This window comes from Amycolatopsis sp. A133 (assembly GCF_031082405.1).
In the GTDB taxonomy this organism is placed as follows: domain Bacteria; phylum Actinomycetota; class Actinomycetes; order Mycobacteriales; family Pseudonocardiaceae; genus Amycolatopsis.
Genome location: NZ_JAVHJU010000076.1, coordinates 135,994 through 148,744, shown reverse-complemented (window position 1 = coordinate 148,744; position 12,751 = coordinate 135,994). Strand labels below are relative to the sequence as shown.

15 protein-coding genes are annotated in these 12,751 nt (G+C 72.0%); 6 read left to right on the top strand and 9 right to left on the bottom strand.

Annotated elements, in window-relative coordinates:
- Nucleotides 1–131: 131 nt before the first annotated feature.
- Together Q5425_RS44560 and Q5425_RS44555 are read right to left on the bottom strand one after the other, a co-directional pair.
- Nucleotides 132–545: a hypothetical protein gene (locus Q5425_RS44560; protein ID WP_308678509.1), complete on the bottom strand. Its 414-nt coding sequence runs from the start codon at nucleotides 543–545 to the stop codon at nucleotides 132–134.
- Between the two features lie 117 nt (nucleotides 546–662).
- On the bottom strand, nucleotides 663–1,634 hold the full coding sequence (locus Q5425_RS44555) for a ferritin-like domain-containing protein (RefSeq protein ID WP_308678508.1): 972 nt from the start codon (nucleotides 1,632–1,634) through the stop codon (nucleotides 663–665).
- A 300-nt stretch (nucleotides 1,635–1,934) separates the two neighbouring features.
- On the opposite strand from Q5425_RS44555, the gene Q5425_RS44550 reads away from it, so the two are divergent.
- On the top strand, nucleotides 1,935–2,828 hold the full coding sequence (locus Q5425_RS44550; RefSeq protein WP_308678507.1) for a hypothetical protein: 894 nt from the start codon (nucleotides 1,935–1,937) through the stop codon (nucleotides 2,826–2,828).
- 57 nt (nucleotides 2,829–2,885) lie between these two features.
- Complete coding sequence (locus Q5425_RS44545; RefSeq protein ID WP_308678506.1) at nucleotides 2,886–4,601, top strand: hypothetical protein; 1,716 nt, start codon at nucleotides 2,886–2,888, stop codon at nucleotides 4,599–4,601.
- A gap of 88 nt (nucleotides 4,602–4,689) precedes the next feature.
- On the opposite strand, the gene Q5425_RS44540 is transcribed toward Q5425_RS44545, so the two are convergent.
- The 7 genes from Q5425_RS44540 to Q5425_RS44510 all read right to left on the bottom strand — a co-directional run bounded on the left by Q5425_RS44540 (nucleotide 4,690) and on the right by Q5425_RS44510 (nucleotide 8,158).
- The gene (locus tag Q5425_RS44540) at nucleotides 4,690–5,406 is read right to left on the bottom strand and encodes an anti-sigma factor (protein ID WP_308678505.1); all 717 of its coding nucleotides are present in this window, start codon (nucleotides 5,404–5,406) and stop codon (nucleotides 4,690–4,692) included.
- 285 nt (nucleotides 5,407–5,691) lie between these two features.
- Nucleotides 5,692–6,264 (bottom strand): alkaline shock response membrane anchor protein AmaP, encoded by a 573-nt coding sequence (locus Q5425_RS44535; protein ID WP_308678504.1) that lies wholly within the window; start codon nucleotides 6,262–6,264, stop codon nucleotides 5,692–5,694.
- Nucleotides 6,261–6,788 carry a DUF6286 domain-containing protein gene (locus Q5425_RS44530; RefSeq protein ID WP_308678503.1) on the bottom strand — a complete coding sequence of 176 codons (528 nt, stop codon included), beginning with the start codon at nucleotides 6,786–6,788 and terminating at the stop codon, nucleotides 6,261–6,263. The genes Q5425_RS44535 and Q5425_RS44530 overlap by 4 nt, the downstream gene beginning before the upstream one ends.
- A complete protein-coding gene (locus Q5425_RS44525; protein WP_308678501.1) occupies nucleotides 6,785–7,147 on the bottom strand; it encodes an Asp23/Gls24 family envelope stress response protein in 363 nt (120 codons plus the stop codon). Before Q5425_RS44525 ends, Q5425_RS44530 begins: the two co-directional genes overlap by 4 nt.
- A 5-nt stretch (nucleotides 7,148–7,152) precedes the next feature.
- Nucleotides 7,153–7,329: a hypothetical protein gene (locus Q5425_RS44520; protein ID WP_199191637.1), complete on the bottom strand. Its 177-nt coding sequence runs from the start codon at nucleotides 7,327–7,329 to the stop codon at nucleotides 7,153–7,155.
- A complete protein-coding gene (locus Q5425_RS44515; protein ID WP_308678500.1) occupies nucleotides 7,326–7,655 on the bottom strand; it encodes a hypothetical protein in 330 nt (109 codons plus the stop codon). Before Q5425_RS44515 ends, Q5425_RS44520 begins: the two co-directional genes overlap by 4 nt.
- Nucleotides 7,652–8,158 (bottom strand): Asp23/Gls24 family envelope stress response protein, encoded by a 507-nt coding sequence (locus Q5425_RS44510; protein ID WP_308678499.1) that lies wholly within the window; start codon nucleotides 8,156–8,158, stop codon nucleotides 7,652–7,654. The genes Q5425_RS44515 and Q5425_RS44510 overlap by 4 nt, the downstream gene beginning before the upstream one ends.
- A gap of 195 nt (nucleotides 8,159–8,353) precedes the next feature.
- On the opposite strand from Q5425_RS44510, the gene Q5425_RS44505 reads away from it, so the two are divergent.
- The 4 genes from Q5425_RS44505 (at nucleotide 8,354) to Q5425_RS44490 (ending at nucleotide 12,690) form a co-directional block, all read left to right on the top strand.
- Complete coding sequence (locus tag Q5425_RS44505) at nucleotides 8,354–9,928, top strand: molybdopterin-dependent oxidoreductase (RefSeq protein WP_308678498.1); 1,575 nt, start codon at nucleotides 8,354–8,356, stop codon at nucleotides 9,926–9,928.
- 101 nt (nucleotides 9,929–10,029) lie between these two features.
- A complete protein-coding gene (locus tag Q5425_RS44500) occupies nucleotides 10,030–10,704 on the top strand; it encodes a fasciclin domain-containing protein (protein WP_308678497.1) in 675 nt (224 codons plus the stop codon).
- 80 nt (nucleotides 10,705–10,784) lie between these two features.
- Nucleotides 10,785–11,720, top strand: a complete 936-nt coding sequence (locus tag Q5425_RS44495) for an MEDS domain-containing protein (RefSeq protein ID WP_308678496.1) — start codon at nucleotides 10,785–10,787, stop codon at nucleotides 11,718–11,720.
- Nucleotides 11,721–11,778: 58 nt separating this feature from the next.
- Nucleotides 11,779–12,690 (top strand): sensor histidine kinase, encoded by a 912-nt coding sequence (locus Q5425_RS44490; RefSeq protein ID WP_308678734.1) that lies wholly within the window; start codon nucleotides 11,779–11,781, stop codon nucleotides 12,688–12,690.
- Nucleotides 12,691–12,751: the final 61 nt, after the last annotated feature.

The window sequence follows — 12,751 nt, the reverse complement described above, 5'->3', positions numbered from 1 at the left end:
CTCTTGGCGCGGTCGAGGATGAACCAGCAGAAGCCGCCGCCACGGGTGCCGGTGGCGGAGCCGGCTTGTTGCCGGCGGGGTGCGGCGTCGGAACGCCTCAGGGCCTCTACGGCGCGCAACCGTGCGTATCTTCAGGACCGGCTCCGTTCCCGGTGGTGCCGCACGAAGGCGAGGACGGTGGCGGCCGCGCCGAGCAGCGCGAGCACACTGCCGACCACGATCGTCGCGCCGTGCGAGACGCCGTGGTCGAGCTCCGCCCGCCGTGCGTCGGGCCACGCCCGGATCCGGACCGCGGCACCGAGGCGGAGCGCCGGCTTCTGGAGCCCGACGGTGGCCGTCGTGGCGCGCCCGTCGGGTCCGGTGTACTCGACGTTCGCGGTCCGGTCATCGGTCGCGACGACCCGGCCCGGGAAGAGCCCCGCCGACCGGCTCTCGTCAGCGAGCGTGTGCACGCCGACGCCCATGACCACCAGCCCGCCGACCAGCAGCACCGGCGGTAGCCACAGCACGGCCGCCTGGGGCAGCCAGGATCTCGACGACGTCATGCCTCCAGCACGCCGGAAAGACCGCCGTGGTTGCCTCCGGTGATCCTTCCGCAGGACGACGCCGAGGGTGCCCGGAGCGTCCCCGACGGACGTTCCGGGCACCCGCGTTCGGTGGGCTCAGCCGTTGGCGGCGCTGGTGTTGACTTCGCCGTTGACACCCTGGGGGAAGAACCCGCCGGACGTGGCGGCCTTGGGGGTCAGGTAGACGATGTTGAGGACTTGGCCGGGGGAGCGGCTGTAGGCGATGCCGTTGGCGTCGGTGGGGACGATGTTGGCGTTGCCGCGGGCATCGATGACACCTTGGTCGTCGTCGCCTGCGCCGTCGAGGCTGTCGCGGGCGTTGGACAGCTTGACCGTCGCTTTGGCGTCGCCGCGCTGGTAGAGCGCGCTGCGGATGTTGGCGGCGTGGTAGGCCTCGACGGCGAGGATGCCGGCCGCTGCTTCGAGGTAGGTCTTGTTGGTGATCAGCGGGGCGGCGCCCTTGTAGGCCGTGACGCCGACGTCTTCGAAGAGGAATGCGGCGAGCAGGAAGTTCTCTTCGCAGGCGAAGGCGTCGAAGCTGCGGCCCGGCTTGACCAAGCCGGCGGCCTGGGCGGCGGCGGTGAAGCTGGACTGCAGGTCGATCGCGGGCCGGCTGACGGCAGCCGAGCCGAGCGCCGAGCGCAGGAACTGGACGTGGGCTTTCTCGTCGGCCGCGATCTCCTGGGCGTACTGGCGGGCGGTCTTGGTTTCGAAGCGGACCGCGCGGCCGCCGGTGACGCCGCCGCGGGTACCGGTGCCGGTGGTCATGGCGTCGGCGAGGCCGCGGCCGGTGACGGCGTGCAGGTAGAACTCGGCCTCGAGGTACTCGAGGTTGAGGGCGAAGTTGAGGACGGCGCCATCGCTGACGCCGGGCGCCGCGGCCTCTCCGGCGGCGGCAGCCGGGCGTGCCGCGGCCGCGGCGGCGGGGCCGGCCGTGAGCCCGCCGAGCGCGCCCGCGCCCACGACACCGAGCCCGGTCATGCCCGCGGCGCGCAGGAACCGGCGCCGGTCCTGCGCGTTCCCGGCACTGCGGTTGATCATCGAAGCGGCATAGCGTTTGCCGAACACGTGCACTCCTTCCCGCCCGCGCGCGACGCTGCGCGACGTCGGACGTGTCCCGCGCGCCCGGCATGGCCTCCCGGGCGAGCAGGATGGATGGTCGCTGACGTCACCCTTTCGAAGCTGCCGGCCGAGCGGACAGGCCGGCTCCCGGATCGGCTGAACGAGCCGCGGTGCTTACCCGCTACCGGTGAGGAGAAACCCGTGGAGAAAAAGAAAAGTAATTCCCTCGGCCACCCAATCCGGTGACGATCGCGCGGCGAATTTCCCCTGACGGGTGAAGATCGCACTCGAAGGGAGGTGAGATGGATGAATACTTCCCAGTCTGAGGACGTGCAAGTCGGCGAAAGCTCGATGGTGGCCCGGATGCTGCTGGTCGCGGGCGTCTTGGTGGGTCTCGCTGTTCTGGCGTTGCTGATGTCGGGTACGGCCGATGCGGCCGAATCGTCCTCGCCGGACCGAACGGATCGGCCTGGTTTGTTGTCCGCAATCGGGAAACCGCTGCGGGGCACGATCGAGCAGGCCAAGCCGGTCCTGCGGCCGGTCACCGACGTCGTACACACGGTGTCGTCACAGGTCGCACCGGTGGCCAAGCCGGTGACCGAGCTTGTGGAGCCGGTGCTCGCGCCGGTTGTGCGGCCGGTGGTCACGGCGGTGGCGCCGGTGCTGTCGGTGGTGCGCCCGGTGACCGAGCCGGTCCTCCGGCCGGTCTTGGACGCGCTCGCGCCGGTGACCGAGCCGGTGGTGCACGCGGTGGGAGCCGATCCCGCCGGCACGGTGGTCGCCGGGAGCACGGAAACCACGGGGACCACGCGTCCCCGGGACGACGTCCGGCCTGCTCCGGCGGAACAGGCCGCTGCGGTGACCACCGAGCAGCCGGAGGCCGAAGCGGTCGTTCCGCCGAGGCAGCCGCGTGCGGATCGGCCGGCGTTCGCCGAAGACACCGCGAAGGACGCGGGTGTACCGGCCGGGTTCGCCCGGATGTCCGGGCCGGCCGGTGGCGGCAGCGTGCCGCCGGCGCCGGAAGGTCCCGCCGCGAGCGGGACCGTGTCGGCGGGGCCGGCCGGGCAGCACGGTGGTGAGCACGCCGTGACGATGGCCGGGTCGGGCCCGCCGGGCACGGATCGTGCCTGGCGGGCACCGCCGGGCGGGCGGGCGCCGCTGTACTGGCTGGTCTTCTACGGAAACGACCATCCGAGCTGACTTTCCCTTTCCACCACCAGAAATCCATTGTGGACAGAAGGTAAGGAAAGGGAAGACATGCACAAGTACGTGCGACGCGGCCTGACCGTCGCGTTCATCTCCGGCGGGTTCGTCCTGCTGGGCAGCGCGGTGGCCAGTGCGGACACCGGCAACCCGGGCCCGCTGGGCGGGCTCGGCGGCACCCTGCACTCCGTGGTCTCCGGCGGGTCGGCCGGCGGCAACGGCGGGGACTCCGGTTCCGGCGGGAACGCGAGCAGCGGCAACACCGCGGTCAGCGGGAACTCCGGCAACTCGGGCGACTCCGGCTCCACCGGGCACAACAGCGCCTACGGCGTCTGCGTGCTCGCCAAGTGCAGCACCTCGGTGTCCTCGGGCAACTCCGGGAACACCGGCGCCACCGGCTCGACCGGGAACGCCTCGAACACCAGCACCACCACCGGCGGCCACTCCGGGAACGCCGGCCACGGCGGCTCCGGGACCACGGCGGCCACCGGCCACAACACCGCCGGCTCGCACGCCTCACGGGGCGGGCTGCTCGGGGTGCTGGGTTCGGTGACCGGCACCGCGAAGGGCGGCAACGGCGGCGACTCCGGTGCCGCCGGGAACGCCACCAGCGGCAACTCCGCGGTGTCCGGTGACTCGGGCAACTCGGGGAACTCGGGCTCGACCGGCGGCAACAGCGCCTACGGCCTCTGCCTGCTGGCGCAGTGCTCCACCACGGTGTCCTCGGGTGACTCCGGGAACACCGGCGCCACCGGCTCGACCGGCGACGCGACCAACACCAGCACCACCACCGGCGGGAACTCCGGCAACGCGGGCCATGGTGGCGACGCCACCACGACCGCGTCCGGTGCGAACACCGGTGGGCACAGCTGGAACCGGAACCGTCACGACCAGGGCGGCACCACGGGCGTCGTCGGTCTCGTGACCGGCATCGCCAAGGGCGGCAACGGCGGCAACTCCGGTGACGCCGGCAACGCGAACAGCCACAACTCCGCGGTGACCGGCACGTCCGGCAACTCCGGTGACTCGGGCTCGACCGGTGGCAACAGCGCCATCGGGTGGACCCTCGGTGGCCAGAGCAACGGCGGCGGGCACCAGGGTTGCGGCTGCTCCCACGGTGGCCGGAACAACGGTGGCTGGGACAACGGTGGCTGGGACAACGGTGGCACGAAGTCGGCCACCGAGGTGACGTCGGGCCACTCCGGCAACACCGGCGCCACCGGCTCGACCGGTGACGCCACGAACACCAGCACCACCGCCGGTGGCGACTCCGGTGCCGCGGGCCACGGTGGCGACGCCACCGTCGTCGGCACCGGCACCGACTCCGCCACGAACACCGGCGGGAACCGGCACGGCCAGGGTGGCACGACCGGCGTCCTGGGCCGGGTCTTCGGCTCCGCGCAGGGCGGCAACGGTGGCGGCTCCGGCGATGCCGGCAACGCCACCAGCCACAACTCCGCGGTGACCGGCACCACCGGCCACTCGGGTGACTCGGGCTCGACCGGCGGCAACACCGCCGTGTCCTCGACCCGCGGACACGAGCAGCAGGGCCGCCACCACCACGGCGGCCGGCACCACCAGGGTGACCACGTGAACACCACGGTCACCTCGGGTGATTCCGGCAGCACCGGTGCGACCGGTTCGACCGGGAACGCCGGAAACGCCGGCGTCACCCACGGCGGCAACTCGGGCTGGGGCGGCAACGGCGGCGACGCCGCTGTGATCGCCACCGGCTGGAACACCGTCGCGCACGCCCCGCACACCGTCTGACGGTCAGCGGGAAGCACCCGAGCGGGGCACCGGAGGAATCCGGTGCCCCGCTCCTTGCGGTGCCGAGCCGGCCGCCGTTCGCGGTGGGTCAGCCGAGCGCGAGGGCGGCGATCGGCGGCGTGGTCGGTTGCAGGGATCCGGTGGCGGGTTCGACGGTCACGGCGACGCCGTCGGTGCCGCCGGGGACGGTGGTCTCGACAGTGCCGCCGGAGGTGACCAGCCCGGCCGGCTGCGGCCCGTGCGGCCCGGTCAGCCACACCTCGTAGGCGTGACCGGCAGCCGGCCGCGGAAGGGCCTGGGCGGCGATGAGGGCTTTCCCGAGCCGCCGGGAGATCGTCGCCGTGATGGCGCCGCCACCGGTCGCGGCGGTCCGCACGGTGATCGCGTCGGGCGCGCTGGTCACCGTGTTGCCCTCGGCCACCGGCACCGGTGCGGACCCCGGGTGGTTCAGCCCGATGCCGATTCCCCCGGCCAGCGCCGCGGCTGCGGCGGCGACCGACGCGACACCGATCAACGCGCGCCGGCGCCACGGCGTGCGCTGCCCCCGCGCGGCAGGGCGGGCGGTCACGTGGGGCGGCAGCTGCCGGGTTTGGGCGACCACGGCGAGCACACGCCGGCGCAGGTTCCCGTCCGGGACGAGGGCCGCCGCGCCGCCCAGCCGGGCGGCGGTTTCCCGGAAGCCGGCGACCTCGACGGCGCAGACCGGGCAGTCGGCCAGGTGGCGGGTGAAGGCGGCGCGCTCGAGGTCGGTGACCGCGTCGAGGGCGTACGCACCGGTGAGGGCGTGGGCGTCGGCGGTGGTCATCGGCTCACTCCGAGAGCGTCGCGCAGGCGGGTCTTGCCGGTGCCGATCGCGACGTCCAGGCGTTCGGCACGGGTGCGGAGTGTCACTGCGCGGGCGGTCATGCCACCTGTCCTTCCTCGGCGAACGCCGAGTCACGCGCCGCTGTCGGCGGCGTGTCGGAACAAGTTCGGCTCCGGCGGCCCGCGCGGATTGGTGCGGAGGAAAGGAAGCGACAACGGTCACCCGCAAGGGTCAGTGCCGCAAAAGTCCACAGTGGATCGGAAGGCTCCGCCGCGCGGAGGTGGATCAGCGAGCGCGAGCCCCGGTTTCGGAGGAAAAGCGGAATTCGACGGTGACCGGCAGCGCACGGACGCCGAGGGCGTGGCGCAGGCGGGGAAGACCGGCGGTGCCGAGCTGCCGGCGGATCGCGGCCGGCTCTCCGTCCTGCCCGGCGCTGATCACCAGGGCGACGGCCGGGTGGTCGCGGCTTCCGGCGAGGGTGGCGTGGGCGTTGTGCACCCCTGCGTAGCCTTTGACCTCGTCGATGAACGGCGTGATCGCGGTGCCGGCGGCCAGTTCGGTCCGGCCGCGGGCGGGGTCGTCCTCGAAGCGCCAGGTGTGGGTTTTCGGCTTGCGGGTCAGCTGGGCCAGCAGCCAGCGCAGCAGGAGCAGCCCGGTGATCACCGCGGCCGCCGCAGCCGCGTAGCGGCTCCACGTGGGCAGCTCCCCGGTTTCCGGGAGCAGCGCGGAGTCCGGCGTCAAGACGGGCAACCGCCCGAAGTGGGTCAGCAGGGTGAAGGTTCCGATGGCGAGCAGGGCGGCCCCGAGCAGGATGAGCAGCGTCCGGTTGAGGCGTGCGGGACGGTTGAGGTCGGTCATGACGAGCTCCTGACGGCGTGGACCCGGACCTTGACGACCGGCCGGGTGGCGGGCTCGATCTGGTCGACCCGGCGGGAGACCGCGTCACGGACCGCGTCGGCCAGCCCGGCCGTGCTGGTGCGGCGGGTGGCGACCTTGACGACGACCTTGCGGTCCTTCAGTTTCAGCCGCACGGCCGATACACCGTCCACACCGGACGCCGCGGTGCGCAGGGTGCTGCGGTAGCTGCGCCGCGAGGCGCCCGAGTCGAGATCGCCGGCGAGCGGGAGGATCGTGCGCTTGCCCGGCAGCACCCCGCACAGCAGCATCGTCAGGCCGAGCACGGCGGCGGTGCCGCCGGCGAGCGCGGGCGCCAGATCGCTCCACTGTGTGTCGTGCAGGACCGCGGCGATCGCGTGGTAGTCGGCCCACGGGGTCCGGCCCAGCATGAGCTGGATCGCGATGGCCGCGACGAACACGCACCCGGCCAGCAGCACGAGGGCGGTGAGAGTGGCGGGAGTGCTGCGACGAGGCCGGCGTTTCACCGGACCCTCCTGACTTCTCCGGCGCCGCCGCGGAGAGCGGTGACGGTGATGTTCACCCGGGACACGGTGAGCCCGGTGAGCTCGCGGACCCGGTCCATCAGGTGCTGCCGGGCCGACTCGGTGGCCGGGCCGACCGGGGTGGGGTAGGCGAGCGAGAGCCGGACGTCGAGGACGGCGGTGCCGCCGGAGACCGTCGCGCTCACTTCGGCGGTGTTCCCGCGGCCGACCGCGAGGCCGAGCACCCGCGTCGCCGCGCCGCCGACGTCGTCGAGATCGGTGACCGCCCGCGCGGCGATGCGTTCGACGGTCCGGCCGGCGATCGTGGTGCGCCCTCGTTCGTCCTGGATGACAGCGGTCACGGTGCTCAGCCCCGATCGCGTCCGGTGAGCCGGGACAGGTCGAGCTTCCCGTCGAGGACGCGGCCGGCCAGCAGGCCGATCGCGCCGAGGACGAGGACGACGAAGAAGGCGCCGAAGCCGCCGAAGGCCGCGGCCAGCCCGAGGGCGAGGCCGGTCAGCAGGCCGAGGTGGGTCGAGTTCACGAAGGTTCTCCTCCTGGTGCGGACACCGTTGCGGTGCCGAAGCCGGTTGCCGCGGGGACGACGTCGCCGATCCGGACCACCACGGGCCGGTCGACGGCGCCGACCGCCGCGCGGACCGCGGCACCGACCTCGGTGCAGCGGGCCGGGTAGCGGATGGTGACGCCGATGGTGATTTCGTCTTCACGGATCCGGACGCCGGGGACGCGGCGGCCGGGCAGGGGGGTGGCGATCTCGCCGAACCGGCCGCTGTGCAGGCCCGCGACGGGGGCCAGGGCCTGCACGGCGGCGGCGATGCGGTCCGGGTCGATCTCGGCGCCGGAGGTCACCGAACGCGGCCGGTGTCGGCCTTGGCGTTTCCGGCTCCGGCCCCGGCGCCGTCCTCGGCGCCGTCCTCGTTGTCGCCGGGCAGGTGCACGTCGGAGACGTTGATGTTGACCTCGACGACCTCGAGCCCGGTGATCTGCTCCACGGCCGTGATCACGTTGCGGCGCACGGAGCGGGACAGGTCGGTGATGGAGACGCCGTAGTCGACCAGGATCTGCAGGTCGATCGCGGCCTGACGCTCACCGACCTCGACCGACACACCCTGGCTCACCGAGGCGGACGCCCCGGGGATCCGCTCGCGGATCGCGCCGAACGCCCGGGCCGCGCCGCTGCCGAGGGCGTACACGCCGGACACCTCACGGGTGGCCAGGCCGGCGACCTTCGACACCACGGTGTCGGCGATGGTGGTGGAACCCTGCGCGGACACGAGCGCGCTGACGCCCCCCTTGTCCAGCGCGGTCGAGGCCGGGTCGGCAGCGGCCGTGGTGGCGGTCGGCTTCGTCATGGTGTTCTCCTTCTGACCGGCGTTTTGCTGGGCTGCGTGGAAGTTCCGTTCACTCCCACACCGCTACAGACCCCGCCGCCCGGAGATCGTCACGGCTCCATCGTGTGACGGCCGTCTCCCGAGACCGCTCTCACCCATTCGGGTAAAGGAGGTCATCGACCAATCCCGGCCGGGGGCGAGCACCGAATGCTGGACATGACCGCTACCGAACTCGACGCCCCCACCGTTCCGGAGCGTGCCCGGCTTCGGTTCTTCGCGGCCGCGTTCACCGGAATTCTCGCGCTGGCCGCCGCGCTGGCGGCCGGCCACCTCGTCGCCGGCTTCCTCGGCATCAACGCCTCGCCTTACCTGGCCGTCGGCAACGGCGCCATCGACCTGACGCCGGTGGAGCTGAAGGACTTCGCCGTCCGCACGTTCGGCACCTACGACAAGCTGGTGCTGCTCGGCAGCATGGCCGTGGTGATGGTGCTTGCCGCCGCGCTCGCCGGCGTGCTTTCGCGCCGCTCGCCGGTACCCGGAACGGTCGTCATCGTCCTGTTCGGACTGATCGGCGGGTTCGCCGTGTCCCAGCGCCCGGACCTGACCACCGTGGCCCTGCTGGCACCGGCCGCCAGCCTGCTCGTCGGGGTCGCGGTTTTCCTCGTCCTGCATCGGATCGCTCCGCGGGTGTGGCGAGACGCCGGATCCGAAGACAAGAGCGGCACGTCACGGCGGTCCTTCCTCCTCGGCGGTGCGGGTGTTGTCGTCGGAGCCGGCGCGCTGGGCGTGGGTGGGCAGCTGATCAGCTTGGCCCGGGACGCGACCGCGTCCCGGGAGGCGATCGGCAAGCTCGTTCCCGCGCGGACCGCGCCGGCCGTTCCGGCCGACGCCGATTTCGCCAAGCTCGGCACCCCGCCGTTCCTGACGCCGAACGCGAACTTCTACCGGGTGGACACCGCGCTGTCGGTGCCGCAGCTGCGGGCCGAGGACTGGGCACTGCGGCTGCACGGCATGGTCGACCGCGAAATCCGGTACAGCTACGACGACATCCGCAACCGGCCGCTGATCGAGCGCACGGTGACGATGACGTGCGTGTCCAACGAGGTCGGCGGCGACTACGTGTCGACGTCGAACTTCATCGGCGTCGACCTGGCCGACCTGCTCGCCGAAGCCGGCGTGAAACCGGGCGCCGAGCAGCTCTACTGCACCAGCGTCGACGGCTGGACCTCCGGCACCCCGGTCGCGGCGGCCCAGGACCGTGGGCGCGGGGCGATGCTGGCGATCGGCATGAACGGCGAGCCGCTGCCGCTGGAACACGGCTTCCCGGCGCGGCTCGTCACACCCGGCCTGTACGGCTACGTCTCGGCGACCAAATGGGTCGTGGACATCGAAGTCACCACCTGGGCCGCGCGCCAGGCGTACTGGCTCAAACGCGGCTGGAGCCAGGAGGCTCCGATCAAAACGGAATCCCGGATCGATTCGCACCGCGGTTTCGCCAACGTCAAGCCCGGAAAAGTGCGGGTCGCCGGCGTGGCGTGGGCGCAGCACACCGGCATCGAGAAGGTCGAAGTCCGCGTCGACCGGGGACCGTGGCAGGAAACGACGCTGTCCCGGGAAGTCAACCTGAACACCTGGCGGATGTGGTGGACCGAGGTCGACGTCCCGGCCGGCGTGCACCAGGTGTTCTGCCGCGCCACCGACAAAACCGGCTACACCCAGACCGACCAGCGCGCCGGCACCGTCCCCGACGGCGCCACCGGCTGGCACAACGTCACCTTCACCGCTGCCTGACCAAAACTTTCCCGGCTGACCAATCCGGCTGGGGCCGGGGTCAGAGAGCAAGTTCCCCCCGCGGGAACAGCCGCATTTATTCCCCTCTTGGAGTGATTTCCGTGAACAAGCTTCGTATCGCTGGTATCGGCATGACCGCGACCGCCGCCCTCGCGCTGACCGCGTGCAGCGGTAGCGACACCGCGTCGTCGGGCAGCTCCAGCAGTGCCCCGGCGCCGGCTCCGTCGTCGTCGATGGCCGCGCCCTCCTCCAGCATGGCCGCCTCCGACGGCATGACCACCAACGCCGACGTGTTCGGCCCGGCCTGTTCGCAGCTGCCGCAGGGCTCCGCGCCCGGTTCGCTGGACTCGATGGGCCCGCAGCCGGTCGCCTCGGCCGCGTCGACGAACCCGCTGCTGACCAAGCTGGTGGCGGCGGTCAAGGCCACGAACCTGGTCGACACGCTCAACAGCCAGCAGGCCATCACGGTCTTCGCGCCGGCCGACCCCGCGTTCGCCGCGCTGGGCGACGCGAAGTTCAACGAGCTGGCCGGCAAGCCCGCCGAGCTGTCGCCGATCCTGCAGTACCACGTCGTGGGCAAGCGCTACGACGGCAAGGGGCTCGCCACCGCGGGCTCGGTCGACACCCTGAACACCGCCGGCGGGCCGGTGAAGATCGAGGGTTCGGGCGACAACATGACGATCAACGGCGCGAAGATCCTGTGCGGCAACATCCCCACCAAGAACGCCACCGTCTTCGTGATCGACAAGGTGCTCACGCCGGGCACCAACAAGTAAGGAGACCGCCGCCCCGCGGCTCCGGCGTCCGGACGGTCGGCGCTAGAGTCGTCGGGGGCGCGCTGTGTCCGTACGAGCCGGTGCGGGGACGTTCGCCGACGGCGACGCGAGGACTGGCTGAAGTGATGGCGCGAGAAAGCAGAGAGCACCGGGTGGAGGACGTGGGCCACGGTGACCACCTGTGTCTGACGTTCGCCGATGACGACGAGCAGCGCCGGGTCGTCACCGCCTACTTGCGTGCGGGACTCGAACGCGGCGAGCGGGTCAAGTACTTCTCGGACCAATGTGCACCCGAGCAGGTGCTGGACTGGCTCGACGGAGCCGGAACCGACCCGGGACCGGCGGTCGCGCGAGGTCAGCTCCAGATCACCACGGCCGGCCGCAGCTATCTGGCCGGCGGTTCGTTCGACGCCGACGGCATGGTGGCCACCCTGCAGCAAGAGGTCACCGCTTCCCTGGCCGCCGGCTACACCGGCCTCCGGGTCAGCGGCGAGATGGGCTGGGCACTGCGGGACGTCCCGGGTGCCGACCGGCTGCACGAGTACGAGGCGAAGGTCAACGCGGTGTTCGACGGAAGCCGCGCCTCGGCGGTTTGCCAGTACGACGCCCGCCGCTTCGACGCCGAAACCTTGACCGCCGTCGACCGTCGCCACTCCGGTTCCGTGGCGCTGGAACCTCTCTATGTCGACACCGTGCTACGCCTGGCGCGGACCTTACAGAACGGCAGGCTGACTTTGCGGGTGATCGGCGTCGTGGATCATCGCACCACCGGTGCACTGGCCTCGGCGCTGGAGACGGTGTCGACCTGGCCGGGCGATGTGCGGGTGGACATGACCCAGCTGGAGTTCATCGATCTGGCCGGGATGCGAGCGCTGGCCCAGGCGGCAGGCCGGTTGGGCAACGGCCAGCGGATGCACGTGGCCAACCTGGCCGAGCTGCTGTGCCGGGTGATCAGCGTGGTCGGCTGGGACGACGAGCCGGCTCTGGTGGTCACTCCCCGCGAGGCGGGCGCATGACCACGACGAGCCGGCCCCCGTCGCACGCCGTTCCCGGCCCGGTCTCACCCACCAAGGCCTGATTTACCGCAGCGACGAGGAATTCCTCGCCGCCACCGTGCCGTTCTGCCTCGACGGGCTCGAACAAGGCGACGCCGTTTTGGCCGTGACGACCGGCGCCAACATCGATCTGCTGCGCCAGTCGCTCGGAGGAGCCGCCGGAGACGTCGAATTCGTTGACGCGAACGAGTGGTACCGGACTCCGGGGCGCACCTTGGGCGCGTATCACCGTTACGTCGACCAGCGGACCACCGGCGGACGATACCCGCTGGTGCGGGTGATCGGCGAACCGGTGTGGCACGGCCGGGACGCCACCGAGACCACGGAGTGGACCCGGTACGAGTCGGCGATCAATGTCGCCTTCGCCGGCTGCCCGGCCTGGATCGTCTGCCCTTACGACACCCGGGTCCTGCCCGGACACGTCGTCGAGGACGCCCGCCGCACCCACCCGCAACTGGTGGCGGGTCCCGCCGCGCAGGCCAGCGACGACTACACCCCGCCGGATGCTGCCGACGGCGCGTGGACGCGTCGCCTCGCACCCATACCCGCGGGCAGCCCGTACGCCGTGTTGCCATTCGACGCCGACCTGGTCCCGGTCCGGACCTTCGTGGCCGAACACGCCAGCTCGCTGGGGCTGTCCGAATCCGGTGTGCAGCTGCTGGTGTTCGCCGCCAACGAGATCGCCACCAACGCCGTCAGCCATGGCGGCGGCCGCGGCCGGGTGGCCGTCGGCCGCTCCGGGAACCGGATCATCTGCGACATCACCGACCCCGGCTCCGGAGCACTCGATTGGTACCTGGGGTACTTGCCTCCCGAGCCGGGTGGGCAGAGCGGACACGGCCTGTGGATCGTGCGCCAGTTGTGTGACCTGGTCGAAGTCCACACCGGTGACGGCGGAACGACCGTGCGCCTGCACGTCGGCACGGCCTGACGGCTGCTGCCCGGTACCAACACCGGCTCGCCGGTACCTGCCCGCTGGCGGCCCGCGAATC